The 26,151-nt window shown below is 38.1% G+C and carries 29 protein-coding genes and 3 pseudogenes; 21 read left to right on the top strand and 11 right to left on the bottom strand.

Annotated features, from left to right (window positions below):
• The first annotated feature begins 68 nt into the window (after positions 1-68).
• Complete coding sequence (locus tag AF333_RS14595; protein ID WP_053432693.1) at positions 69-626, top strand: YkoP family protein; 558 nt, start codon at positions 69-71, stop codon at positions 624-626.
• Positions 619-987: a hypothetical protein gene (locus AF333_RS14600; RefSeq protein ID WP_052811755.1), complete on the top strand. Its 369-nt coding sequence runs from the start codon at positions 619-621 to the stop codon at positions 985-987. The genes AF333_RS14595 and AF333_RS14600 overlap by 8 nt, the downstream gene beginning before the upstream one ends.
• Positions 988-1,287: 300 nt before the next feature.
• Here AF333_RS14600 and AF333_RS14605 read toward each other — a convergent pair whose 3' ends face one another.
• Entirely contained in the window at positions 1,288-2,148 is an 861-nt protein-coding gene (locus AF333_RS14605; RefSeq protein ID WP_043064203.1) for a DUF421 domain-containing protein, read from the bottom strand.
• A gap of 288 nt (positions 2,149-2,436) precedes the next feature.
• On the opposite strand from AF333_RS14605, the pseudogene AF333_RS14610 reads away from it, so the two are divergent.
• The 3 genes and pseudogenes from AF333_RS14610 to AF333_RS14620 form a co-directional block, all read left to right on the top strand.
• Positions 2,437-2,655 (top strand): annotated as a pseudogene (locus AF333_RS14610) (SpoVA/SpoVAEb family sporulation membrane protein); the annotation flags it as partial.
• Positions 2,656-2,657: 2 nt separating this feature from the next.
• Entirely contained in the window at positions 2,658-3,677 is a 1,020-nt protein-coding gene (spoVAD, locus tag AF333_RS14615) for a stage V sporulation protein AD (protein ID WP_043064204.1), read from the top strand.
• Positions 3,678-3,681: 4 nt separating this feature from the next.
• Positions 3,682-3,933, top strand: a pseudogene (locus AF333_RS14620) (SpoVA/SpoVAEb family sporulation membrane protein); the annotation flags it as partial.
• 245 nt (positions 3,934-4,178) lie between these two features.
• Here AF333_RS14620 and AF333_RS14625 read toward each other — a convergent pair.
• Both AF333_RS14625 and AF333_RS36815 read right to left on the bottom strand, forming a co-directional pair.
• Entirely contained in the window at positions 4,179-4,631 is a 453-nt protein-coding gene (locus AF333_RS14625; protein WP_043064205.1) for a DUF2642 domain-containing protein, read from the bottom strand.
• A gap of 495 nt (positions 4,632-5,126) precedes the next feature.
• The gene (locus tag AF333_RS36815; RefSeq protein WP_255322279.1) at positions 5,127-5,249 is read right to left on the bottom strand and encodes a hypothetical protein; all 123 of its coding nucleotides are present in this window, start codon (positions 5,247-5,249) and stop codon (positions 5,127-5,129) included.
• 213 nt (positions 5,250-5,462) lie between these two features.
• Here AF333_RS36815 and AF333_RS14630 point away from each other — a divergent pair, with 213 nt between their 5' ends.
• The 7 genes from AF333_RS14630 (at position 5,463) to AF333_RS14655 (ending at position 11,242) form a co-directional block, all read left to right on the top strand.
• Positions 5,463-5,669, top strand: coding sequence for a DUF1657 domain-containing protein (locus AF333_RS14630; protein WP_043064206.1), 207 nt, complete (start codon positions 5,463-5,465; stop codon positions 5,667-5,669).
• Between the two features lie 428 nt (positions 5,670-6,097).
• The gene (locus tag AF333_RS14635) at positions 6,098-6,781 is read left to right on the top strand and encodes a DUF421 domain-containing protein (RefSeq protein WP_043064207.1); all 684 of its coding nucleotides are present in this window, start codon (positions 6,098-6,100) and stop codon (positions 6,779-6,781) included.
• Positions 6,782-6,998: 217 nt separating this feature from the next.
• Entirely contained in the window at positions 6,999-7,322 is a 324-nt protein-coding gene (locus AF333_RS14640) for an LSm family protein (RefSeq protein WP_052811757.1), read from the top strand.
• 213 nt (positions 7,323-7,535) lie between these two features.
• On the top strand, positions 7,536-7,703 hold the full coding sequence (locus AF333_RS31825) for a DNA replication protein (RefSeq protein ID WP_139189157.1): 168 nt from the start codon (positions 7,536-7,538) through the stop codon (positions 7,701-7,703).
• A gap of 322 nt (positions 7,704-8,025) precedes the next feature.
• Entirely contained in the window at positions 8,026-8,940 is a 915-nt protein-coding gene (locus tag AF333_RS14645) for a diacylglycerol/lipid kinase family protein (RefSeq protein WP_043064208.1), read from the top strand.
• A 22-nt stretch (positions 8,941-8,962) separates the two neighbouring features.
• Positions 8,963-10,432, top strand: a complete 1,470-nt coding sequence (locus tag AF333_RS14650; RefSeq protein WP_043064209.1) for an alkaline phosphatase family protein — start codon at positions 8,963-8,965, stop codon at positions 10,430-10,432.
• 135 nt (positions 10,433-10,567) lie between these two features.
• Entirely contained in the window at positions 10,568-11,242 is a 675-nt protein-coding gene (locus AF333_RS14655; protein ID WP_043064210.1) for a GDSL-type esterase/lipase family protein, read from the top strand.
• On the opposite strand, the gene AF333_RS14660 is transcribed toward AF333_RS14655, so the two are convergent.
• Both AF333_RS14660 and AF333_RS14665 read right to left on the bottom strand, forming a co-directional pair.
• Complete coding sequence (locus AF333_RS14660) at positions 11,217-12,305, bottom strand: class II aldolase/adducin family protein (protein WP_043064211.1); 1,089 nt, start codon at positions 12,303-12,305, stop codon at positions 11,217-11,219. The genes AF333_RS14655 and AF333_RS14660 overlap by 26 nt on opposite strands.
• 34 nt (positions 12,306-12,339) lie before the next feature.
• Entirely contained in the window at positions 12,340-13,566 is a 1,227-nt protein-coding gene (locus AF333_RS14665) for a zinc-dependent alcohol dehydrogenase (RefSeq protein WP_043064212.1), read from the bottom strand.
• 201 nt (positions 13,567-13,767) lie between these two features.
• Here AF333_RS14665 and AF333_RS14670 point away from each other — a divergent pair, with 201 nt between their 5' ends.
• Positions 13,768-14,883, top strand: a complete 1,116-nt coding sequence (locus tag AF333_RS14670; protein ID WP_043064213.1) for an MGDG synthase family glycosyltransferase — start codon at positions 13,768-13,770, stop codon at positions 14,881-14,883.
• A 31-nt stretch (positions 14,884-14,914) separates the two neighbouring features.
• Here AF333_RS14670 and AF333_RS14675 read toward each other — a convergent pair whose 3' ends face one another.
• Complete coding sequence (locus AF333_RS14675; protein WP_043064214.1) at positions 14,915-15,493, bottom strand: lysophospholipid acyltransferase family protein; 579 nt, start codon at positions 15,491-15,493, stop codon at positions 14,915-14,917.
• An 816-nt stretch (positions 15,494-16,309) separates the two neighbouring features.
• Between AF333_RS14675 and AF333_RS14680 the strand changes: the two genes are divergently transcribed.
• Positions 16,310-16,516, top strand: a complete 207-nt coding sequence (locus AF333_RS14680; RefSeq protein WP_074715396.1) for a polysaccharide deacetylase family protein — start codon at positions 16,310-16,312, stop codon at positions 16,514-16,516.
• Positions 16,517-16,676: 160 nt separating this feature from the next.
• Positions 16,677-17,294, top strand: coding sequence for a hypothetical protein (locus AF333_RS14685; RefSeq protein ID WP_043064216.1), 618 nt, complete (start codon positions 16,677-16,679; stop codon positions 17,292-17,294).
• A gap of 388 nt (positions 17,295-17,682) precedes the next feature.
• Here AF333_RS14685 and AF333_RS36820 read toward each other — a convergent pair whose 3' ends face one another.
• Positions 17,683-17,808 carry a hypothetical protein gene (locus AF333_RS36820; protein WP_268753617.1) on the bottom strand — a complete coding sequence of 42 codons (126 nt, stop codon included), beginning with the start codon at positions 17,806-17,808 and terminating at the stop codon, positions 17,683-17,685.
• A 173-nt stretch (positions 17,809-17,981) separates the two neighbouring features.
• Positions 17,982-18,920, bottom strand: a complete 939-nt coding sequence (locus AF333_RS14690; protein ID WP_043064217.1) for a helix-turn-helix transcriptional regulator — start codon at positions 18,918-18,920, stop codon at positions 17,982-17,984.
• An 87-nt stretch (positions 18,921-19,007) separates the two neighbouring features.
• Here AF333_RS14690 and AF333_RS14695 point away from each other — a divergent pair, with 87 nt between their 5' ends.
• Positions 19,008-19,451, top strand: coding sequence for a VOC family protein (locus AF333_RS14695; RefSeq protein ID WP_043064218.1), 444 nt, complete (start codon positions 19,008-19,010; stop codon positions 19,449-19,451).
• Positions 19,452-19,876: 425 nt separating this feature from the next.
• Here AF333_RS14695 and AF333_RS14700 read toward each other — a convergent pair whose 3' ends face one another.
• A complete protein-coding gene (locus AF333_RS14700; protein WP_043064219.1) occupies positions 19,877-21,265 on the bottom strand; it encodes an aminotransferase-like domain-containing protein in 1,389 nt (462 codons plus the stop codon).
• 243 nt (positions 21,266-21,508) lie between these two features.
• Here AF333_RS14700 and azlC point away from each other — a divergent pair, with 243 nt between their 5' ends.
• The 4 genes and pseudogenes from azlC to AF333_RS14720 all read left to right on the top strand — a co-directional run.
• Positions 21,509-22,219 carry an azaleucine resistance protein AzlC gene (gene azlC / locus AF333_RS14705; protein ID WP_043064220.1) on the top strand — a complete coding sequence of 237 codons (711 nt, stop codon included), beginning with the start codon at positions 21,509-21,511 and terminating at the stop codon, positions 22,217-22,219.
• On the top strand, positions 22,216-22,548 hold the full coding sequence (locus AF333_RS14710; protein WP_043064221.1) for a branched-chain amino acid transporter permease: 333 nt from the start codon (positions 22,216-22,218) through the stop codon (positions 22,546-22,548). Before azlC ends, AF333_RS14710 begins: the two co-directional genes overlap by 4 nt.
• 93 nt (positions 22,549-22,641) lie before the next feature.
• Positions 22,642-23,097, top strand: coding sequence for a PaaI family thioesterase (locus AF333_RS14715; RefSeq protein ID WP_043064222.1), 456 nt, complete (start codon positions 22,642-22,644; stop codon positions 23,095-23,097).
• A 268-nt stretch (positions 23,098-23,365) separates the two neighbouring features.
• Positions 23,366-23,679: pseudogene (locus AF333_RS14720) on the top strand (ArsR/SmtB family transcription factor); the annotation flags it as partial.
• A gap of 223 nt (positions 23,680-23,902) precedes the next feature.
• Here the strand turns inward: AF333_RS14720 and AF333_RS14725 are convergent.
• The gene (locus AF333_RS14725; RefSeq protein ID WP_043064223.1) at positions 23,903-24,805 is read right to left on the bottom strand and encodes a DMT family transporter; all 903 of its coding nucleotides are present in this window, start codon (positions 24,803-24,805) and stop codon (positions 23,903-23,905) included.
• A gap of 236 nt (positions 24,806-25,041) precedes the next feature.
• On the opposite strand from AF333_RS14725, the gene AF333_RS35330 reads away from it, so the two are divergent.
• Positions 25,042-25,194 carry a hypothetical protein gene (locus AF333_RS35330; RefSeq protein ID WP_235496466.1) on the top strand — a complete coding sequence of 51 codons (153 nt, stop codon included), beginning with the start codon at positions 25,042-25,044 and terminating at the stop codon, positions 25,192-25,194.
• On the opposite strand, the gene AF333_RS14730 is transcribed toward AF333_RS35330, so the two are convergent.
• Positions 25,177-26,121, bottom strand: coding sequence for a VanW family protein (locus tag AF333_RS14730; protein WP_043064224.1), 945 nt, complete (start codon positions 26,119-26,121; stop codon positions 25,177-25,179). The genes AF333_RS35330 and AF333_RS14730 overlap by 18 nt on opposite strands.
• Positions 26,122-26,151: the final 30 nt, after the last annotated feature.

Below are 26,151 nucleotides of genomic sequence, written 5' to 3' on the forward strand. Positions count from 1 at the left end.
CAGTACGCATTACTAAATATGCAGAAAAACCACCATGTACTGCAATATAGAGAAAGGGGATAGAGGCATTGAGAACAATCATGAAGGTTTGGTCACTGGTGGACAAGATTTATTTTTACTATTCCCGGCTAGAGTATGTAAATCAAGCAGAAGGAAATATTTTCCGTGTAAAACTGCTGACATATCGTGGAAAAGAACTTCTTCTTTCGAATGGAATCTCGATTCAGTCAAAGGATACGCTGCTTAAAATCCATTTGCATAACTGTTTATTAATGAATGAAATGCTGCATATGGAAAATGAGACAAAGCGGGCTTTGTATGTTTACAAGCGTGTTGAGGAGTCGATGCCAGGACTTGTCGATTTTATTCGTAATCATCCACAAGGAGAGACCATTAAAGGCATCATTGGTATTACTGTGTTACACCGAGGTGTTAGCCGTCTTGGGTTTGAAGTGAAGGATATCGAGAATGGTTATTATAAAAAACTAAAGCAGCTTTATATGAAACCGCTATTCATCCTGTGTCATTTGAATAAGCAACAGGGATGGAAAGAGAAGAACCTGGTTCCAAAGTTTCTCATCATGTCAAAAGAACAACTATTAAGCAGGTATTTACAGGATGCGTAACCACGTTTATAGTAGAGTCGCCGTTATTATGATCCTAAGTATGCTTGTAGGATGTGGGGAGATCTTTCATAAATCTTCCGACCCGTTGAATACACAGTCAATCCCTTCTCCTACCGACAGCGGCAAGCCGGTTATGTTGCTTATCATTGTACTGGCTGTAAACGAAAGAATGGCATACGTTTATTTACTCGATAAACGTATGCCACTTGTACAAATTGTCAAATTGTTGCAGACTGATGTACGGATGGATGTAATCGCATGGAAAGAAGGTGAGGGCATTCATGTAATGGCAGGCAGCAAAGATGGACAACTTTCTTTCCGGCGAAACGGAAACTATATTGATCCGTATCGCCAAACCTGATCTCTTACAGGTAACCTGTCTATTTTGGATATAGCAACTAAGGGTAAACAAATTACTTATCACAATTATCCGTGTATGGTGCTCTACATTCCCATCCTGGCTGTCAACTTGTAGTAACAGCCAGTCCGGGTTATGAATTAGCGGGAGAAAACTCTCCGACACACCCGAATGGAGGTGGGCATGGTTCGTTGCATTACAGGGACAAATACTACCCCAAAACATTTGCGAATAGTAGATATAAAAGGTTGGGTGCTGCAATTGATTGAATAGACTGAAAAGATTCGAACGTGTTTCTATAGTTTATTGCTGTAGCAAAGGGGTAACTTGTTCCACAACTTGTTTTAATGCCTTTGCATTCGCCTCGTATTCTCGCTTTGCTTGTTCGTTCTTTGTTTCAAGCGCGAAGGTCTCCAGATCAGCCTGGCATTTTTTTAGCGTTGCCAATACTAATGGGAATTCCTGAGGGGTTGGTGGTGTAATTTGGTCATCATATAAATCTACATGCAGTTGTCCATAACTGTCCACCTGTCCCATATATACATTATCTAGAGAGATCCCCATCTTATCCAATGTGGTATGTAACCATTTTGTGGACAAACCGGCCGTTGCAAGAGGCTCCAGCATAATAGTGGCATCTAAAATGACGGTTTGAGGTTCTTTTATCGGAGCCGGTTTCATTTGTAAATCTTTCGGGGTAAGCGGCTGTTTATCTCTTTTCAACAGGACGCTGACTTCACCGCTTTGTTCAAGAAGCGCGAACTCTACATCTGCGACAGAAAAAGCATTTTTTAAACGTAGCTGCTCCAGTAATTCTTCTCCTGACATACGCTCCTTTTTTAAGTTATCTTCCATGATTTTTCCGTCTTTTATAAGAATAGTGGCGTTTCCTTCGACAATGTCGTTGACCGTTTTGCTTTTAAGTGCCAGATAGCCGAGAAGGGCAGGAATAAGTGCCCAGATTATCATACTTGTGAAACCGTGTAAAAAATTCCCTTCCAAATCGGTTGAGATAAACCCAGCAATTGAACCAAGCGTAATTCCTGCAACATATTCAAAAAAAGTCATTTGAGAAATCTGACGTTTCCCAATGATTCGTGTTAAAACAAGCAATGTAACGATGGATACCACAGTTCGAACAACAATTTCCACCCAACTTGGCAATGATAACCCTCCCTAGAGAAAATAAGATGATGTTGACATATTTTTTCATACAAAATGACCGTACTCCTTTTATCTTTCATCCTTGAAGAAGATTTTATAACTCGGCGTGTTTATTTTACATTTGATTGTAAATTCCTGAAATTCAATCCTTTTTGTGAAGGATTGAGAAAAGTTATTGAGAGAAGAATCAACTGTATGAAATGTATTTTTTTTATCAAAAATAGAGGAGTAATCCTACACAACCAGAAGGAGCTCATTATGGGAAAGAAAGCAAAAAACAAGAAATATAAAATCGCCCAATTCGCTGGAGCAGGTACAGCTGTTCCCATGACTGGATTCGCCAACTCCGTCGATTCGGCCGCACTGGAACATCGCAGTGAAGGTTTGGTGCTTGGCGTAGGCGGAAATATGTTTAAGCTCGCTGGCTTGGTTATTGTATTTGGCGTATTTGCCGCTTTTATTATCGGTCTGCTTAAGTGGGCCTTATCTGCACTGGGAGGTATATAAAGATGTTGCAGGGACACCAATCGTGGGTTTTCTCGAACAAGCCGGTGATTCTATCTTCCGCTACGGTTGGCGGACCGTTTGAAGCACAAGGGAAATTGGCTGATGATTTTGATATTCTGCATGGCGACATCTGGCTTGGTCAGGACAGTTTTGAAAAAGCGGAGAAAAAAATGCTAGAAGAAGCATGCGACAAAGCGATTGAAAAAGCCGGTCTGCAGAAAGGCAGCATTAACTTTCTCCTTGCCGGCGACTTAATGAATCAGATTATCTCCAGTAGCTTTTCAGCACGGACAGTCGGCGTACCGTATCTTGGCATATTTGGCGCCTGTTCCACATCAATGGAGGGATTAGCACTGGCTGCCCAGCTTGTCGATAGCGGGTCCGCCACTTATGCCCTTGCTGGTACATGCAGCCACAATGCGACTGTAGAAAAGCAGTTTCGCTACCCAACTGAATACGGTTCGCAAAAACCACCAACCGCGCAATGGACTGTCACTGGTGCCGGTGCTGCCGTGGTTGCATCTAATGGAAATGGCCCTAGAATAACAGCAGCTACGATTGGAAAGGTTATCGATATGGGGATTTCTGACCCGTTTAACATGGGGGGAGCAATGGCTCCGGCCGCGGTTGATACGATCCAAGTTCATTTTCGCGATTTGCAGATTGGGCCAGAGCACTATGATTTAATTGCAACCGGTGACCTGGGCAAAGTAGGTCACACGATTGCCAATGATCTTTTAAATAAGAACGGCTTTCCTATTTCGGAAGATAAGTTTACTGACTGTGGCTTGCTTATCTACGATCAAACAAAGCAGGATGTATTATCGGGAGGAAGTGGATGCGCCTGTTGTGCCACGGTTACATACGGTCACCTTCTTAATCGACTGCGTGCAGGAGAATGGAAACGCATTCTCGTGGTGGCTACAGGAGCTCTCCTCTCGCCACTTAGCTATCAACAGAACGAAAGCATTCCATGTATTGCACATGCAGTTGCTATAGAAAACGAGAATAAGGAGGCATAGCGACATGATATTCTTCTGGGCTTTCATAGTGGGGGGCATTATCTGTGTCATTGGGCAGTTGCTGATGGATGTCGGAAAGCTGACACCTGCCCATACAATGTCTGTTCTCGTGGTTACTGGTGCGATTCTTGATGGATTTGGTTGGTATGAACCGCTTATTAAATTTGCCGGTGCAGGGGCGACCGTTCCAATTACCAGCTTTGGTAATGCACTTGTACACGGTGCCATGCAGGAAATGCAGGCAGATGGCGTCATTGAGCAGTGGCAAACCTAAAAAGCCCAGCATACGCATATTGGAGAAACAAAAACTACCCATTCAGATACGAATAAGCTGGAATGGGTAGTTTAATTTATGAGCGTATTTTATTAATTTCTTCATGCACTTAGGCACTCGCTTTTTAATCGTGATGCTTCATTTCTTAGGAGGATTAACGTCAACATAATGCTTCATCAATAAAAACGCACAATTGGCAATTCAAAACGGCTGTCTTTATGCAGGTCCTAACTAATGTAAACAATACCCTCCCACCTAATATGGTAATGCTGTCCATCCATATTCACTAAAATATAATCAGGAAAAACCTCCTCTAGTTCCCCTTGGATCTCTTTGATAGGAGTTGCAACAGAGATGCTTTTCCCTTTTTTTTGATGTAAGTGATTGAACAATCGTTTTGTAAATGTGCTGCTCTTTTTAGAAGTGGGTTCCTCTCTAAAAATAGGGTCTTCTTTAGAGAGAAGTTCACCAAAGGTAGGCTCTTCTTTAGAAATAGGTTCACCATTTGTTATGACCACTTCTTTAGGGGAGGTCTCTTTTTGAGGGATAGGTGCTTTTCTTTCGAGAGTATGGATTTGGTTAGAAACAGAATAAAAATCGTATACATTAGGCATAGGATAGGTATTATAAGGATAAGTATTATAGGGATAAACATCATGAGAATAAAATGGACTATACATTTTTTTCCTCCTTCATTTATAGGCGATAATAGGAGTATATGCAGAATATGGCTAGGTGCCCTAAGGCAAATGCCTAAATGGTTTACTTTATTGTCTAGTATAATAGAGCGATTAACATACACACAGAGTACAGATGCTGCTGTTTAAGACAAAACAGGCTGCACATAGGTAGTTTGAAACAAAGGCATTACGGTTCAGCAACTTCAACAAATATGGGGTTATGCAAAATTTCCTTATTTGTTGCAAACAAGTTTGGACTGAGAATGCGATTGAAAACACTAAGAGCAATTTGCCCTTAGTGTTTTCTCGTTATTTTAACCTTGTATATAAAATTTAGGAACATTGTTTATGATGTGACGAAAAAATTAACCACAGTGATATATAAAGCCACCCGATAAGGTGGTATTTTTTTGCTGTGTAAACACCCGCTTATTCCTTTTTCCAACCCCATAATCTTTCTGTATCCAACGGTATGTATACCGTATCTCCTTGAATTTAGCGATGTAGTAACGGACGTTCAAAAGGATCATTCATACGTTCTTCCCGTTTACGCCTCGTACGTCCACTCACTCCAAATAGTTTTTCTGATTGTAGATCAAATGTAAACACCTTTTTCATTCCTCGTTTCCTTTAAAAGATACACATATAGTTTGGCTAGCAAATTGAAATTTAATTCAATATGATACAGTTTATCCATTATTTCTATATGAGAAAGATAAATTTTATTCTGAAACGTCAGTATATCACTACCCTAATTTTTGTTTTTTTGTGTAGGAATAGCGTTTAATTGAAAAAAATACGTACATACTATTGCCTGTGGAGGTGAGAGACATGACTGTATCTGCACAGGTAAAACAAGCAATTGCCAGCCTGAAAAGTGCACAGGCCAGCTTAGAGACATTCGCTTTAAGCACACAAAACCAACAAGCAAAGCAGCTATTCACACAAAATGCGCAGCAAACGCAAATGATTATTGATTCTTTAGAACCTCGTGTTCAGCAATTGGAACAGGAAGAACCCCAGTACAAAGGATTTTAAGCATGAAGGCTGTAAGGTGGGTATGTTGTACTCACCTTACTTTAATAATGAGGTGAATAATATGATTACCATGTTACTCCTGTTTTCTTTCATTCAACTTGTTTATGAGATAGAGGTCAGAGTGCTTCGGTCCAGGATCATAAGCCCGTATGGTTTGAATAATTACGGCTTCAACTTTGGAGCCTACACCACACCATGTTATTGAAAACAGTAAGGATCATGTTATTCACACTAAAAAACCAAAAAGCTTGAATTCACTACAAAAAATCGCACTTATTTTATCATTAATAAGAATGTGTATTCCTACTGGTTTATATTAAGCATAGAGTTTGACGTAGAGCTTAATTTTGACAACTTGATTTGTATTAAATAAACATATTCATTACATTTGTTTTATGATTACAACGATAGGAGAGATATAATTTATTATGATGATCTACTTTCTTAAAGTTCTAGTTGTATTCACTCTATCTATCGTATTAATTCGTATTATGGGAAAAGCTACACTCTCCCAAGTTACACCTCATGATTTAATGGCTATTGTTTTTATCGTTTCCATAGGAATACAGCCTATACTAACCGAAGATTGGAAAAAAGCACTTGGCGGCATGATACTTGTAACTATTATTCATCTTACTGTTGGTCGTCTTTCACTATTTAAACGATTTAATCAAATGATTATTGGACAACCCACTATATTGATTAAACATGGGAAAATCATTAAAGAAAACATGAAACAAAGTCGATATTCTCTAGTGGAACTACTTTCTACATTGAGAGCGGCAGGATATCCTAATATACAAGATATTGACCATGCTATTCTTGAGCCCATAGGAACGATTAGTGTAATTCCGAAGCCAGAGAGAAATTTCGTTACACCAAAAGATTTAGGTTTACAAATAAATTATCAAGGTCTTCCTGCTGCTGTCATTCTTGAAGGAAAAATTCAAGAGCAAAATCTTAAATTAATCGGCAAAAATAAACAGTGGCTCATCGATCAACTACGTAAGCAGAAAGCAGATAATATTAAAGAAATTTTTTATGCTACGGTTATTGATAATAGTGAAACAATCTATGTTGATAATGGATATGGCATAAATGATAACGAGTAGGTAGTGTCTAGGAGAAGCACTGTATATTCATAAAGCTGATATGAAGAAATCCCTTTTTTATTTACAATTTTGGACTAATAACTAAGGCATATGTGAGTAAATACATAAGTTATATTGTCTTAATTCATCTGGTAAATAAATGGGTGAATATCTAGGTTCGGAGTGTTTGCAGGCGCATATCATGTAACTGTATCAAAAAAGACGAGGAGGAAACTACATGTATCATACAGATATGTATGGTTCACCGACTTACATGAATGAATACACACATCCTATACAATGGTATACATCATGTCGACAGTATCTTCACCGTTATGTACGAATAACTACAAAAGACGGAAATGTTTATGATGGATTTATTGCAGACGTAAATCCCGAGAATGTTACTCTTGCTATTCCCACGTGTGAAGCAGAGGGAGCAGACGATCGCCAGTTTGGTTTTGGTCGCCGTCGTTTTAGACGCTTAGCTCTTCCCTTATTTCTATTGTCTTCATTATTTTTGCTTCCCTTTTTTGGTGGAGGATTTCCCTATTGGTATTGATGATTGCTTAATGGTTTCTTTGATGTGGAGGAAAGAAAAAACAAAGCAAATGATAAAAAAAGCCGTTCGTTCTGATTCGAAGCGGCTTTTTGCTCTACATAGGAATAGCGACAAGGTTTTAACTTAATTTTCCGGTAGTCTTTGATAGGTTATGTTTTTTTATTCGTATTACAAAGTAAGTACCAATTAAAAGTAGCAAGGAGGGTAGCGCTCTTGAAAATAACAGAAGAAAATGCTGTACAACAAATCAAGAACCGTAATGAGAAGGCAATTGCTTTCATTATTCAAACGTATGGAAGCTTACTTACTGCCATCATCAAACGGCATGTGCATTATAATGAGCATAACGAAAAAATCGGACCTTCCATTCCAATTAAATAAATTTATAGAATCCGCTAAACATCTAAATTTAGCGGGGTTTTGTTATATTTTGAATTTTTTACCTTCTTAAACCTAATAATTCACCTGTTAAAATTTAGCACATTGAATGGTGCTGTTCAAAAAATAACGCCGTATACTGAAAAATAAAAGCGTATATGGAATATAAGAAGGCTGTTGAGAAGACCTCAACAGCTTTTTTAGTTAAACACATATTTCTTTGCATTACATGCAGAAAAAATGGTAAGAAATAAGTTTTGGGTTTAGAAGTTAGGTTTTTATCCAAAAATAGAACAAAGAAAGTTGAACGCTAAAAGGAGAAAATATGATTATTTTCATTGTGAATCCCGTTTCAGCAAATGGACGAGGGAAAAAAATATGGTCACAATTAGAACCTGTTTTGAAGGAAAGACAGCTTGCCTATACTGTTCATTTCACAACAGGCCCTAAGCATGCAACGTTTCTTGCAAAAGAAATACGAAAAGTATCAAAAGTAGAAGCGGTTATTGTTGTGGGAGGGGATGGTACATTGCATGAGGTGGCTCAGGGGCTAATTGGGACTGCTATTCCTCTTGGTTGTATTCCGGCAGGTTCAGGAAATGACTTCGCACGGGCTTTACATATTTCAACAAACAGTATAAAAGCTTTGGAAATGCTCCTTTCCTCTAAGCCGTATAAGATAGATGTTGCCGAAATTAACAATAGTTTCTTTGTTAATGGATCTGGTATTGGATTTGATGGTGCAGTAGCAAGAATGACGAATGGGTCAAAGATTAAATGTTGGCTAAACCGCATGAAATTAGGCAGGCTTGCCTACGTAATTATTGCGCTCAGGTTGCTGTGCACTTTTCGTCCAATGCCTCTTACCCTTACCATTGATGGGAGACGTTATTTTTATGACAATATATGGTTAATCGCTGTATCAAACATTCCGTTTTATGGAGGAGGTATGAGCGTTTGCCCTGATGCGATATATGATGACGGACTACTTGATTTGTGTATCGTGAGCAATATCAACCGGTTTCATTTTTTACGAAGTTTGATTAAAGTCTTCAAGGGAAAGCATACATCTGAACCAGGAATAATCATGATGCGCGGGAGAAAAATATCTATTCAATCCAAAAAAACGTTACCTATTCATATGGATGGGGAATACTACCAATCAAACTGTGCTACCATTAACGTCCAAAGGCGAGCGCTCAGCGTTCTGCATGCGCCTTTCATTAATAAATCTTGTTAAATAAAGTAAAGGGTAAGATGAGATGAAAAAGATAATTTTACTTCTTGTTGATTCGTTAATGCCAAGCATACTAGAAGATTGTATGCGACAGAAAACGGTTCCAGCGCTTCAGTTTTTAAAGGATCGGGGAAGATATTGGTCTAATTGTGTTACTGTTTTCCCAACCATGACGGCTTCTGTTGATAGTTCATTATTAACGGGTGTTTATCCTGACGTTCATCGGGTTCCCGGACTTGTCTGGTATAACCCTGAAGAAAAAGCAATCATAAATTACCTTAACGGATGGAAGTGCGTCAGAAAGCTGGGGCTTTCTGCTTGTGCGCAAAACGTTCTTTATAACTTAAATGAAAAACATCTAAGTAAGGAGATTACAACGCTGTTTGAAGAATTGGAATGCAGAGGGAAAACATCAGCCTCCATCAATACGATTATTCATCGAGGAAACAAAAAGCATCGTGTTCAGCTTCCCTTTTTAATGAATCTGGCAACTGGGTTTCGCCTCCATGGCGATATCTCTGGCCCGGATGTATTGACACTGGGGGCTATGGTTCAAACGAATGTAAAACAGAGAATTCCTTCCGTTATACAAGGATGTAGACGCCGATACGGAATTAACGACAAATATGCCGTACATGTAGCAAAACAGCTTATCCAATCTAATTCTCAACCGGACTTTATGCTCGTATATCTTCCGGATAATGACCATGAAATACATATAAAAGGTCCCATTCATGCGGAGGAATCTTTGATCCGAGTAGACCAGCACATACAGGAAATTTTAAACGTTTTCGATTCCTGGGATGATGCATTAAATCAATGTGTGTTTATTGTAACCAGTGATCATGGGCAGACACATATTGGAAAAGAAGAAGAGTTCAATATCGATCTTGATAAGCTGCTGGAATCATTTCGTGTCCTTCAACTGGGAGAGGATGTAAACGATCATGATCTTGTAGTTTGTAATAATGAACGAATGGCTTATATATATCCGTTAAAACCGGATAAGCAACCACAAATTTTGCGACACCTGCTGTCAGAGGCGCGAATGGACCTCATTGCCTGGAAGGAAGATAGAGGTGTTTCGGTGAGAGAGGGAGGATCAGGTAGAGCGGTTTATTTTGAACCAGGCGGATCAAATATAGATATCTACGGGACAACATGGAACATTACCGGAGAATGGGCTACATTGGATGTAAAGTTTAATGAAGGTATTTTACATTACGGGGATTATCCGGACGTGCTTTCCAGGTTATACGGAGCGCTGTATTCTCAAGACATTCCTGTAATTGTTGTTACCGCTCGCCCAAGATATGAATTTAAAAGCCGACTTTATCCCGTTCATTTAAACGGTGGGAGCCACGGTTCTTTGCATAAGTATGATTCAACGATTCCTCTTATTATAACTGGAACAGAACATCGCATAAATGAACCGCCTCGGTTAATCGATTTAAAGTCCTTTATTATCAACATTTTTGAAAACTTTTCAAAATAATAGCTGCCGGTATAGAAGTAATGATTGTATAAGGTATACCAATAATTCCATTAAAAACGACAAATAAAAAAATAAATAATGAACAAAATGTAAAAGTCAACATTACTTATTCTTACGTACAAAAGGGAGGATTAAATGGAGAATCGAGTTTTTTATATTGCCCTGGGAGATTCTCTCACTGCGGGAGTGGGAGCTTCTACACATGCTCGGTCATTTACGGCCAATTTTTTTCAAGCTATAAAACAAACGAAAGAATGTCAGTACATGAATTTTGGCAAATCAGGGCGTAGCAGCGGGGAATTGCTTCAATTTCTTATCGATTCCAAAATACGCGATTTATTAAAGAGAGCAACTCATATTACGATTACAACAGGCGGAATCGATATGATTCGTGCTTATTCGAATAACGTTAACTTTTTGGAATACGTTCGTACAGTTCAAACGTTAAAGCAAAATTTGAGACACATATTATGCAATATAACTGAAACTAATCCAAACACTCAAGTATTCTTAATGGGTCTTTATAATCCTGGTCCTCTGGACCACAAATTATATGAGTTAGCCAATAATTTGATTCGAAGGATAAACAAGTTATATGAAGAAACGGCAAAACAATTTGGTATTCATACCATTGATCCTATGGATTCTTTTTTAAACAAACCACACCTATTGGCAGATGAAGTTCATCCCAATGATTTAGGCTATAGGGTCATAACCGATTTGTTTCTAAATAAACAAAGCCGTTCGACCCATATAAGAGCTGTAGGTCAGAACGGCAAAGGCGTTATGCCATGGGAATTTGAGGAATAATCCGGCCTTCAATACGTTCGAAGATATCATCAAGGTCGTAGCCGGTAATGGTAAGTCCGTGGTTTTTAAGGCCGATGATAGCTCTCGATGGATTGTCCTCTTGCCTTATTAATTCTGCTACTGTCTGAGCCAGTTCAAGCGTGCCGCAGGGATAGTTAATTTCTGTAGCGGTAACTCTTTCCATCCAAGCATGAATATGGACAATTGCACCGATAGAAGGGTGTTCTTTATATACTATCCAATGCTCGATAGCATCTACGGAAGCTCGACGAGGGGTGATAGTAGGAGGTATGCTAAGGAGCATCGTATTTCTTTCCGCATCATACCCTTTAATCAGAAGTATGTCTTCTCCAATCGTTTTTAAATCTGCTTTGTTAACGCCACTGGCGCTCATCCAGAAACTCTCTTTATCATGGCGGCAGCTTACATTTCCATAACTTAATCCGCCGATACCATATAGTTTTTTTACGTGCTGTAAATCGCGGGGGCTCAAATATTCCTCCATAGGAAAAGGGGCTGGCAGTAAATTCATTTTATCCAGTTTTTGACCAGCTATATACATATCTCTTGTTCTCTCATCGCCATTCCATAGTTTGTAAGGGAGGTCTTGGTGGAACTCATTATCGATTACCAACTGGGAAGAAGCTAGTGGTTCTAACCGTTTATAGACAAGCATAAAAAATTCTTGTTCATTTCCCAACTGATATTCAATTTTATAGCATCCTTGTTCAAGCGTGATGAAGTAAACGTTTGTGTTCTCTGTTTCGTGAGAGATATAGATAAGATGATTAGACAGAGAGCGTATGAGGAAAGGATAGGCTGCTTTTAATATGTTTTCGGGCTTCTCATGGGTTTCGAGTATGGAAACAACAAAAGTAGATTGTGCCTTTCGTCGAAACGGGCGAGGTTTTTCATGGCTGATAAAGTTAAATACTAATCGAAAATTCTCGTTTGTTTCCTCACAAAATAGATAACCATTGGCTGAAAAAATGTTTTTTAATCCTTTTGCAAACCACTGAAGAAAATCACTGTGTAAGGGATGATGAATCGTGAATTTGTGCATAAAATTCACACCTTCCTTTGCCTCGTAACGTTTTTTAGTGTTCAAAGACCACTTTCACAACGGCTTCTTGACCTTTATTACTGGCGGTAGCAATCGCTCGTTTATATTGCTCAAGAGGAAAACGATGAGTAATAAGAGGCGATAGATCAATTTTTCCCTTGGCCATCAATTCGATAGCAATGTCATATGTCCTCGTTTTTTTTCCTTCATACTTCTCCGTGCTATAAGCAAAGCTGCCCTTGACCGTTAATTCATTTAACCAAACCGTTGTCCAATCAATCTTATTAAGTATACCTGCCAGTCCAAGTAAAATGACTTTTCCGCCACTTTTAGTAAGGCGAAGTGCATCATGAATGCTGGATTCTTTCCCGACACACTCAAAGGTTATATCAGCCCCTCCTTGTGCAATCGATGAGCCAAAAATGGGAGTAAGCAGTTTTGCGTGAAGAGAAGAAGCTGCTTTAGGAAAATAGCGATTTTTAGATGTAAGACGAATAACTTCATCTGCTCCATAGTGAGAGGCTAATTCAGCCTGGTAATCATGCTTAGCCAATACAATGATGCGACATGAGATACCTAATGCTCGGATAGCTGCTATTATACAGAGGCCGATAACGCCAGCACCAATAATGAATACGGTGTCATGATTTTTCGGAGGGTTACGGAGGACGCTATGTAAAGCGCAGCTAAAGGGTTCCACCATTACCCCGTTTATGTCATTTATTTCAGGGGGGAGCTTGAATACCTGACTTTGATGTGCAACGAGATATGGGCTCCAGCTTCCTCCCGTATCATGACATGTGCCGACCAAAAGTCCAGGAGAAACGTGGCCGTCTGTCATATGCTCACAAAGACTAAAATCTCCGTGTTGACAAGCTGAGCAAGGGCGGGAAATCCCTCTCGTTTCACATGATAAGACTGGGTCAATAACCACGCGGTCTCCGGGAATTACATGTTTCACTTCGCTTCCCACTTCTGTTATTATGCCTACAAGCTCGTGTCCTAGAGTAAAGGGAAAAGAAGTGAATGGAGAGAGTGCCGGACTGTCACGAAGAAAAATAAGGTTGATGTCACTGCCACAAATCCCGCCGTATTTTACCTTAATTTTTACCCATTCATTGTTGGGAAGTGCTGGCTCAGGTATATCACCATAATGAAGACAGGATAGCTGGGAGTTCCAGTGAAGAGAAGGAAGAAACTTACCGACTGTCTTACAGAGAACGTATCGTAGAAAGCTATAATTAAACTGTACGGCTTTCAAGCACAACCACCTGCTTTATTAAGGTTTACATTTTCATTGTGTCAATCTAACTTTATGTATTGAATATATGGTTTATGCGGATTTGTCCTTAATCAATTAATTAAGGGATATTTTGAACAATAGGAGGGCATTCTAATTTATAGGCATTATTTATAGTTAATTATCAAAGGATGATATGCACTGAAGTAGAGAGGTGTATGAATGAGTAAAAAAATTCTTATCTTATCAGAGGAGATTGGCGCTGGTCACACGAAAGCTGCTGAAGGATTGATGCAAGGCATTCTTTATTTGGCTCCTTCAATGCATATAAAAATTGTAGAAGTGGGGAAAAAGCTTCATCCATTAACAACGATGCTTTTATTTCAAATTTATCTCAAAATGATATTTGTTTTTCCTTTTTTATGGAGAAAGATGTATCGATATAAGCAAAACGTGCCATTGTCACTGCGGAGGAAATTTATTATTTACCACCTTTTTCATAGACGAATTAAAATGTTAGTTGAACTGGAATGCCCAGACCTTGTCGTCTGTACTCATCCATTTATTTGTTCATCCATCTCACGATTAAAACGAAGGGGCTATACATGGATTCTCTGTACAGTGATTACAGATTTTCACGTTCATGGAAACTGGGTTCACCCTGAAGTAGATGTATATTTAGTATCGAGTAAGAAAGTGCAAGAACAACTATTACAAATGGGAATTCCGGAATGCCGAATTATAATTACAGGGTTGCCAATCCGTGAACGCTTTTGGATCAAGCATGAAAAACAGGATATACGTCAAAAATTACAATTGAAAAATATTCCTACCGTATTAATTATAGGGGGAGGTTTAGGGTTAGGCGGAATTAGAGAAGTTGCTCATTCTCTTTTAAAGTGGAAGGAAGAGGCGCAAGTTATTATATGTATAGGAAGTAACAAAATATTAAAAAAACGTTTAATACGAGACAAGCGATTTAATCATCCAAACATTCGCATTTTAGATTTTGTCGAAAATATTGATGAGTGGATGGATGCTTCTGATTTGTTAATTACAAAGCCAGGTGGACTTACTTGCTTTGAAGCATTATTTAAAGGCATCCCTTTGCTTTTATATCGTCCTATCCCTGGCCATGAAGAAAGTAATTCCGATTGTTTGATTGAGCATTGCTTAGCTATAAAAGCGAATAATCAACGGGAAGTAAATGATTGGATGAAAAAATTGCTCTTTTCCCCTGAAGGTATGAAAACTTTACAGCAGCAGGTCGAGCAATTTAGGCAAACAATCAATCCGCTTGCAAGTGCTGAATTTATTGTTAAGCAACTGATGTTATAAATACAATGCAAGTTCATTTTTGCAGTTCATATCATTTACCTTCATTTGTTAAGCTTTTAATTTGATTCATTATCATTTGTGCAACTGTAAAATAATTTGTGATAGTGTAATCAGATAAAAAAATCGGTTTTCCAATAATAACCTTTATTGTTCTTAAGCGTCCTTTCTTTGCAAGTACAAAAGCGATGGGAAGAACAGGAGCGCCTGTTTTCATTGCAAAAAAAGCGACTCCTTTTTTCGGTTGAACAGTTTGTCTGTTTTTACAGCGCGTGCCTTCTGGAAATATAGCAAAAGCGTTGCCACTTCTTATAACCCGTAAAGAGTGACGAACAGGCTTAATTACAATTCCGCTATATCGATCAACAGGGATAGCGTATAGCTGAGAGAAAAGCCAGTGGGAGAAACGGTTTGAAAATAGTTCTTTCTTTGCTAAGAAATGAATTTTTCTTTTTATCACACTGGCAAGAACGATAGGATCATAGGCACTTATGTGATTGGCTGCAATAATTACAGGCCCATCTTTCGGCACATGTTCTATGCCCGTAATTTCAATTCGAAAAAGAAAATGAAGAAACGGTTTTGCAATAAATCTTAAACATGTATAAATCATGTATTTCCACCTTTTTGAAAGCTATACTGCTTTTTCTTTAATGTCGCATAGGGATATGGCAAGACATAAATTTCTTACTTTGTTTTTGCTTTTTCAAATATAGAAATGACTTTAAAAAAAACTTTGCAGAGGAATGAAAGTGCAAGAATTATCATCACGCTGATTTTTGAAGACGCTATATCAGGTAAGAGGTTATCACGTAACTTTACGAAGAAACTACGCATGATTATTCACATCCAAAAATTAATAAATTGCTGTGTTTTTGTATCTCTCTAAATTATGTATATAGCCCTGTTGAAGTAAGGAGTAATATTAGCTATAAAAAGTAATATTTATATAGAATAAATATTTCTGCTGATTTTTATATTTCAAGTCTTTACCTATTACCAATTCTACAAACGTTGTAACAAAAAAAGATTTCATTATTATTTACTTTTTTCACAAGCTTAGTCACCTTTATTTGTTCCTAAAAGCTTTCCTAATTGCTGATTAAGTTCAGATAACTTCTTCGGTCTCCTTTCTTACTTTCCCTGTTATGGTCGAGGGAGTACTCTAGTGGGGCAAGCCGTTGGCAAGAAGGAATTATGAAGACCTGCCTTTAACCTGCGTACTTGACATGAAGCCTCTACGGGCGTGATGTATGCATGAAAAGCTGATCTCATTCGGAAGGGTAGTTTATCATGCCCGTTGCTTCATATAAAGCTCTTTGGGTTAGTAGAAAAATCAAGGCTTGACGACCTCGTTCATATCAGCTTGATAGGCATGGAGAAAGTTGACTTTCGTATAATTTATGGGTAATACGAAAACCTATACGATATGGAAAACAAATTGAAAAACGGGGAGATTTATAGCCATGCTAATTTTCCAAAACTGACGGACACCGAGTTTCACGATCAAATCATAAAGGCGGATAAGTTAATCAGCCAATTTGCAGGATATACCCCAAATATTGTTAGGCCTCCTTATGGTAAGGTTAACGAAGGACAAATTCAATGGTTAGCGAGTCAACACAAAAAATTGTGAACTGAAATGTGGATTCCTTGGATTGGAAAGGATTAAGTGCTGAACAGGTAACGATTCCTGAATTATTGGACTTACCCGTAGGTAAATAATCATTAGGTTAAGCATAATCAGATGCTGAGAAAATTAGCGTAAATTTTTAATTAGGAAGGACTTACACCGGGTGATACATAAGTATGTTTCCATCTTGTTGCTGTTTAGTTTATCCATTTCCACTTACCCGACCATTTCCTTATCTAAAAACGAGAACAATTCTAATCAGCAGGCATTGCAAGCATTTTTAACCTTTGAAAAACAGATCTACGATTTGCTCGACACTGCTATGGGATCATTAAATGAACTGGGCGAAAAACCAGGTATGAAAAACTTATATAAAAATGTCTGGTCGGCAAAGCAAAAATTTTTCGATACCTCCTTAGCATTCACCAAACTAAAGATACCTCCTACGTTACCAGACGATATAAAGGCATCGTTAAAAGACATCAAGGATAGCTTCTCTACAGGGTTTGATGCATTAGGGGCAAGCATGGGCTATTTTCTACAATATATAGATAATGGAAATCCTATACTGTTTGATAGGTTCGTTGAAAAACGTGAGGAAGGAGTGGCCTTCATTGATGGTGGGCTAACATCGTTAGCCTCGGTAAAAATGCAGTTAAGTTCTATAGAATTTAAACTGAAACCTAATACGTGGATAGTAGGAAAGAGATATCTTAATGAATTACAAAACATTACTCCTTCCGGAAACCGGTCAATTCAGAGCCAAAGCGAAGGAAATTAAAGCGAAAAAAAGTCTAATTGAAGTTCTGGTGCATCGCAATTAAGCTAAATTTTTTCAGTAGATCCAAAACGATAAACCCTACAGTTATGTCTGCTTTCTTGGCTCTGAATGAATATATACTTGACCCCTTAGGTACCGTACTCTAACCGGATTTTCACACCTGCAGTGTCGCTACTAAAGTCATCTGGAAGCTAAAAGGTTGTCGAATTCAATACGCGAATGCGCTGAAAACAAGAATATGGGATGTTTTAAATTATAAGACACGAGTGAACGTAATAAAAATTATGAAGAAGGAAATCACCAGAATTGAATCCGATTGAAAAAGTATGGGCGTGAATAGGGTGTGCATAGTGTTAAAACATTAGCTCAGTTCTATATAAGTAATAAATTACACTTGATATTTTGACAGGGTAGCGTGGTTGGAAGTAGGCGATTCAGAAAAAGAAGAGGGTGGATGCGCCCTGCGCTCCAGCAGAAGAAAGACAAATGTGTCTTTTTCCGACCGCTCCCGCACGCCGCCCTTCCTTCTTTTCTATCCATCTATGGATAATCAACACCCTTGATAATTTATAATAAAGTTTGGATAAAAACGGCTTGTGATTATCAAATTAATCAACAAGCCGTTTTTTATTTACCAATTAATGTACTCTAAAATTAAAATCTATAGAAGGTTTTCACAAGAAAGCTCTAAATATCATCAAGTAAATCTCTATAGTACTGTCTTAATTTTTCTTTTAAAATGATAGGCTCTATTATTTTTATGGATCTTCCAAAGCCAGCAAGATATTTAATGATGAAATCAACTTCGTTTGGCTCATACCAACCAATAATATATGTATTTTCTGTCTCATGGATTAACTTCATTGAGGGGTAATGTTCCTGTTGAAATTGCTCTACCCCTGCTGGACTAATTAGACATTTAAATTGAACTGCTTGTTCAGATGGTTTCCAAATTGAATGAGCATTTTGTATGGTAATTTCATTTAACTCCTCTAATGGCTGGATATTCGTTAATTCAGCTGATGTTATACGATCACAACGGAAAACACGGTAAGCCTTTTTATGCATATCATAAGCCTGACAATACCAATAGCCTTTCATTGAGTAAATAGAGATTGGTTGAATATTACGAGTGCTCTTTTGGTGAGCTTTTTGATAATCTATTTTTAATATTATATTTTTAACAGATGCCATTAATAAAATTTCTAAATGTGTACTATCTCTGATTTGCTCTGTATGTCGAAAGGATACTCGATTTTGCATTCTTTCTATATCTTGTCTTTGGCTTTCCGATAATTCGTTTATAAATTTTTCATGTATCGAACGAAAAGATACTTGAAAAGGTAAATTTGAAAAACTTCGAAGTGCTTGCATTGCAAAATAAAGCGCATAAATTTCTTGACTGTTAAAAGAAATGGGGGGGAGTGGCATTTGATTAAGTAAACGATATCCCCCATAGCGGCCATATTCTGCATAAATTGGCGCACCCATTTCCTCTAATGAAGCTATGTCTCTTAATGCCGTTCTTTTTGAAATTTGAAACTCATGCATTAAATCTTGAAGTGTAAAATGTTGTTTTTGATTGATGAAGCGTAGCATTTGATTGATACGTTCTGATTTTTTCATAAAAATACCTCTTAATGGTGCCTTAATTTGTCACCTTTATTGACTATACTTGAAAGTGTAATCAATACTAATGAAGGAGGCAACAAAATGAATTTTGAAGTCATCCCGTTTTTATCTTTGAATGGGAATGCTGCGGCAGCAATTACATTTTATGAAAAATATTTAGGTGCTAAAGTTCTCTTTAAGAAAAATTATAAAGAAATGAAGGAAATGAATTCTAATTTTAGTTATGAAGAGGGCCAAGATGAATATATTACACATTCTGTTTTGGAAATAGGCGCTAATAAACTAATGATTGCGGAGGAAGAAATGGACACTTCGCAACCTTGGCAATTAGGTAATAGCTCTTCATTGTGTATTCAATCTAAAGATAAAAGTGTGATTCATAATCTTTATGAATCTCTTGTTCAACATGAGAAGGTTACTGTTTTAATGCCATTTGCAGAAAATGCATTTAGTCCCGGATATGCGATTATACGAGATCCGTTTGGAATCGTTATCCAGCTTTGTGTAACTGTACATGATTTTTAAATGGTTTGAGCTAATATTACATTTATTTTAGCTAAGAAACGTGTTTTTTATAGTTGAATAAGCTACAATGAAAATGGTCAAACTTTTTTATAAAACACTACGGCACGAAATATTTTTAGGGCCTATTTTGATCAATCTGTTTTTTTAAAAGCAGGAGTATTCCGAATGACTCTGTATGGAAAAGCAAACTTAAATATGTAAATTAAACCTCGTTGATATTCAACGAGGTTTTTGCTTTTATTAGAGGCTGTGGTGATGGACTAGAGCAGGAACCCTGTCACTACTCCTATAGGCGATTATCCAAACTTGATAATAATTGAATTTTGTTCAGCGAAAGGGAGGTTAGTTAAATAATGAACATCAGAAAAAACCTTCTTGTTTTAAGAGAGGTCACGCAATATGCATAAGATTTTGTATTTCTTGAATTAGCCAAGATACTGTTTTAGTATTTCTAACCCCATTTTCAACTCATCTAATGAGTTTGTAGAAGAAAGTGCAATACGCAAATACTTATTAGGTGTGGTCTGCCCGCTGAGAAAACGATCAGAATGAAAAACTCGAATACCGCGCATCTTCAAATCTGTTTCCAACTGTACGGCATCATGATGCTCTTGAATAGAAAGCCAACGATAAAAACTAAGAGGATGTCCAACAGGCTTACTGACAGGAAAATATTCTGTATAAATATCATTTGCAGACTGTGCAAGCTGTTTCTTTTGGGAAACAATTTCATGAGCCCTGCCTGATAAAATAAGCTCCGTGATAACCTCTGCATCTAAAGAGGACGTTTTTACATTGACGTTAAAAATGCTCTGTAAAATATTCTTGCGTAAGGCATCCCCATAGACCATATAGGCGACTCTTAATCCAGAGCATATAGACTTAGAGGTGCCGCAAATATATACGCTCTGTTCTGGAAGTAAATTGAACATTGGCTGCTGATAATCGGAGATCATACCTGCTGTCAGAAATGCATGGATATCATCCTCGATCAAAATTAAATGATGCTTGCGAATGACCATCGCTAATTCATGCTTTCGAAAATCTGAAATCATAACGGTGGTAGGATTACAGCAAGAGGGCATCAGAAAAATGCCATGAATTTTTGTTTGGCAACACTGCTTTTCAAGTTCGTTTGGCAGCATTCCAAACTGATCGCTGGGAATGGGCACTAACTGAATATTGAGCATTTTTGCCAACTCGATAAAGTTTGAATACGTGTATAGGTCGGTTGCAATGCGATTACCGGGCTCAAACAACGCAGTCAATGCAATTGCCAACGCGTTTTGAGCGCCGGAAACAATCGCTATATGCTCCTGGTCTACGTGAATACCGAAAGAGTCCATCCAGTTTAACCCTGCCGTTTTTTGATGTGGAATACCAGTCGGATCATTGTAATTTAGTAGCTTCTCCAAGTACCTTTTATCTGCAACCTTTTGAATAATCTCTGCTACAATACCATTGGTTTGCTCAAAAGAGGCTACAAAACCAAGATCAATACAGTCTGTGATTTTATCTGTGGAAATGGTAATGGAACGCGCAGCATTAGGAGCGACAAAGGTTCCGCTTCCGGTGACTGCATAAATCAAACCCTTGAACTCGCATAGTTTGTAGGCGCGGGTAATCGTGGTAAAGTTTAAGTCAAGAAAATCTGCCAATTCTCGTTGCGGTGGTAATTTTGTTCCCGGTGCTAAAAAGCCGTTTATAATATCCTGTTCAAGTAGTGACGCAATAGAGTAATAAAAAGGACGCTTTAATGCTTTCTTATCAGGTTTCCAAGACATCGGATAATTATCAAATGAATTTACTGGCATATCACACCTCTTATACCGTATTCCATACAATCATATCATTTATTGTATGGAATTTGCGACGGCTCTAAAAGAGTCCGTTTGATATAAGGGTATAACACATCTCCCCCCTATTTTGTCATCAAAATAGGGGGAGTTTATTTCTGCCAAGGAAAATTGTAATGCATACAATTATCTTATTCATTGTATGGATTTCGTGTGTTACATTTGTATGGAATAAAGTTAGCAATTGAGGATGTGAATCATATGAAAAAAAGAAATGAAATATGGATTGCATTTCGTTCGGCTTTTCCATATACAGTCCCTATTTTTGCAGGCTTTGTATTTTTGGGAATCGCTTATGGAATCTATATGAATTCATTAGGTTTCAGCGCAATTTACCCAATCATGATGAGTCTAACAATATTTGCAGGATCAATGGAGTTTGTGGCAGCTAATTTATTGCTTGTTGCGTTTAATCCGATTAACGCCCTTTTTCTAACTTTAATGGTAAACGCACGACATTTGTTTTATGGCATTTCCATGCTGGATAAGTATAAGGAAACCGGGAAGAAAAAGTTTTATCTGATTTATGGGCTGTGCGATGAGTCTTTTTCTATCAATTGTACCATTGATGCTCCAATGAATGTGGACAAGGGCTGGTTTATGTTCTTCGTGACACTGCTTAATCATTCTTATTGGGTCATCGGAGCAGCGATTGGCGGTATTTTTGGATCTCTTGTGCAGTTCAACACAGAAGGGCTTGATTTTGTTATGACGGCTCTCTTTGTTGTAATCTTCATTGAACAGTGGATGAAAGAGAAAAAGCACCATAGTGCTCTCGTAGGGCTTGGACTTTCAACTGTCAGCCTTATTATTTTTGGCGGAAACAACTTCATTATCCCTGCTATGCTTGCGATTCTGGGGATACTTACCGTTCTTAGAAAACCATTGGAGAAAGTTGAGGTTACTGTATGACTATGAGTTTAACGCAGCAAATTATCACAATTGCTATGGTTGTGTTAGGCACGATGCTTACAAGGTTTCTCCCATTCGCCGTTTTTCCACCGGGTAAACCCACACCGAAGTATGTTCAGTATCTGGGCAAAGTACTACCCTCGGCGGTGTTAGGACTTTTGGTCATTTATTGTTTTAAGGATGTGAGTTTTCTATCCGGCAATCACGGCATCCCTGAACTTATTGGGGTGGCGGTGGTTGCACTGCTTCACTTTTGGAAGAAAAAGATGCTCCTCTCCATGGCAGGGGGAACAAGTGTCTACATGATTTTAGTGCAATTGGTTTTTTAATTACATTAATTAGCGCGTCTATCTCCCAACACTATTCTTTATACCAAAGGTGTTAGTTGTAAAATATTCAAAAAATCAAAGGGAGAGTCAATAGTGAAGAAGAAAATTGATGAGTTTAAAATTTATGAAAAACACTACGAACAAATTTTAAAACAAGTAAAAAGCGATCCGTATGCTGAGTCATTAGGAATTCAGTTAACAAAATTTGAGGCTGGTTTTGCAGAAGCAATGCTAGAAGTACAAAAACATATGGTAAATGCATATGGGACTGTTCATGGGGCAGTTATTTACGCTTTAGCAGATCATGCTTTTTCGGTAGCCTGTAATGCATATGGTAAAACATCTCTAGGAGTATCTACAACAATACAGTTTATGGAGTCAGCTAAACCTGGAGACAAGTTAGTCGCTCGGGCAACAGAAGTTAAACGAAACTATCGTACAGGATTTTATCGGATCGACATCTTACATGGGCAAAATCTAATAGCAACCATGGAGGCCGTGTCTTACCGCAAGGATCATTACTTTATTGAACTTGATGAACAAGTTTAAGAGTATCGTAATTGTTGAGCTAACAAAAATTATAGCGTAATAAACAAAAGACGGTTTTTCTTACCTTAGTGAACTGTAACCCGAATAATGGATACTTAAAAAAAGTCCGTTATTCGGGTTTTTTGTATGGGGAAATCAATGAATACGAGTGAGGTAGAGAAACAAGAGTAAAATCATCTTCAGTGCCTTCCAAATCAAACAAGTAGAGACAAATCCTAATGTGAGTAAGGTTTCTGAATGAAGGGCTCCGAAAGGCTGTTGAGGGCTAATGTCCTCTGCGCCAAAGTATGATATATTTCAAGCTATAGCTGATCCTACACGGCGAAAGCTACTTAGATTGCTTGCCGAAAAAGAAATGCCCATTACCGAAATAAGCAGTCACTTTCCTATGAGCCGTACAGCTGTTTCCAAACATTTGCGTATTCTCTCGGAAGCGGAACTTGTCAGTGGGCGGAAGGTAGGGAAAAGCAGTATAGGCTACATCCAGAACCTCTGCTCGAATTGAAGCAGTGGCTTTCCTTTTACGAACAATTCTGGGACAACAAGCTCGCTATGCTTAAACATTATGTAGAGGATAAGGAAATAAGCGATTTGAAACTTGCGGTATCGAAGCTCGACAGACAAGAACCGAAGGATATTGAAGCTTATATAGACGGTAAAGATACGTTTGTTAAAAAACTGGAAAGAATAGCACTACATTGGTATATGAATAACTAGCTACCAATGTAAAAACCCGAAGGGAAAGTGACTTTCTCTCCGGGTTTTATTAACAATCATACTGGCTTGATGCTACTGTCTTAAAGTTTTAGGCGTTCTTAGCACCGTAATTTTCAGATAGTTCAACCTGTATTGTTTTTGGTTTTTTCAAAGAAAAAGCCATTCCGCTAAAAATAAGAACAATTCCTAAAATTTGTATAAAAGTAGGGCGGAAGCCTGTAAATAGCGTATCTAATAATATAGCAACACCTGGGTCAAGGAATACTAATGCAGAAATGATTTTTGTAGGTAAGTAGCGCAAACTATCAAAAAACAAGTAATATACCAATCCTGTATGCACTAATCCTGTTGCAGTAATGGCAATCCAATTGTTCTGGGTAAGGCCAGTAAATGAGTCAAAATCGACAAACGGTATTAAAATAATAATACCTAAAAATGTTTGTAAGAATGTCATCGCATAAGCACTTGTGTGTTTAATTCCTTTACCTAGTAAAGTAGTAAAAGCATAAAATAGAGCTGCTAGAAGTGCCCAAATGATACCTGAAGATAATAATTCATGAAAAGAAGTATTATTGTTGATACCAATAATTAAAAGGGTACCGATGAAGCAAATTATAATAGATAAAAAGGAAAGCACAGTTAGTTTTTCTTTAAATATAACACTTCCGATAAGTAGTACTAAAACTGGAGCAAGATGATAAATGGAAATAGCTACTGTAACTGACATCATTTCAAAAGCTTTAAACAAAAACACCCAATTAAATACAAGAAAAATGCCACAAGCTACTATTTGAACAATTTCTCTCTTGTTCCACTTTTCTTTTTTAGATTGACCTGATAGTACCCAGCATAGACTTAAAAAGAGCGTTGCGCAAATGCAACGAACAAAAACCAATTCAAATGATGGCAGACCTGTTTTTATTGAGAAAAAACCGATCGAACCAAAAATGGTCATTGAAATGGACATTTTTAACATAGGTATTGCTTTCATTTTTGATAGAAACCCCTTTTTATTAGATGTTATAGTACTAACTACTAAAAAAATTAGAAAGAAAAACGGCACACGCTAGATGAGCCGTTTTTCGTAACTACAGCACCTATTTTATAGTAGTTATAATGCTAACTATTATTAAACCCGGAAAGAATTTATTTGTCAATTACCGGTTTATATAGGACGGCATATCAGTGAAGTTGCCATCAGTCATAAAGCAATTATATACATCTAAGTTGATACATCGACAAATGTTTATGGTGGGAGGGAGCGGTCGGAAAAAGACACGCTGGCTTTTCTTCTGCCGGATCGCAGGGCTCATCCACCCTCTTCTTTTTTCCGAATCGCCTCCTTCCAACCACACTTCCCCGTCAAAATATCAAGTGTAATTTATATAATAGCATCAGTTCCGTGCTGATTTCTTCTGGTAATCGCTCTAGGGTGCTGGGAACTTCGCGTGGTTTGTATTCAATTACATGAGAAGAGTAAATCCTGATAATCATTCTGCCTCCCTCTGTTTTAGCTCGGATCAGTATCGGTTGGTTGGACTTGTTTTGAAAGCGAAAATCAGGACCGTACCAACTTACCGTAGCATCGCGACCGGGTGGCACATACGGGACGTCCCTGCTATGGGAATAGCGCTGAACAATTTTTAGCCCGGCACGGTCGACGGCATTGAATAGTGTCGAAGATACCTGACAAATCCCTCCGCCAATCCCTTCGGATAACTCGCCTCTGACGATAACCGGAGCGCGTAAATAGCCCTTCTCCTCCGTTCGCTTGCCAACAACCTGGTTAAACGAGAATGTCTCATCGGGAAAAACGACATGATTATTGATCGCTTTTGAAGCAAGGGCGATATTGTGTGAACGATTTTTGTTACTGGCGTTGAAATACGTCACGTATTGACCGATTTGTTTCTCCCGGATGTGCGCAAGCAATTCGCTGTCAACCTTCGGAGAAATCTCCAGCTGAGGTACTTCTATCATTGAGGAGCCGTTACTGAAGAAATAGGTGTAGAACTGCTCCGTGAACGCCTGACGATGCAGCTTATAGCCTATCTGTCCCGGAATAATTTTTCCTTGGTCATCAACCATGGCATTTATGGGTGACCGATAGACTTGTCGATCCAGATCGTCGATGAGCTTCTGGAATTTGTTAACGTCAACCACTGACATGCCAGTTAGAGGTAGCGCATAGTCTGCGCGGTTAACGGTAGCAATGGTCTGTCCCTGTCGGTCAACCAATAATAGGCTGTCAGGATAAGTAACTGGTTGAAATAACAGCAAAAGTCCAGCGAACCATGTCATTACCATATTGTACAATACCTCCTATATTTAGTATGA

The sequence above is a fragment of the Aneurinibacillus migulanus genome, from assembly GCF_001274715.1.
GTDB classification, from domain to species: Bacteria; Bacillota; Bacilli; order Aneurinibacillales; family Aneurinibacillaceae; genus Aneurinibacillus; species Aneurinibacillus migulanus.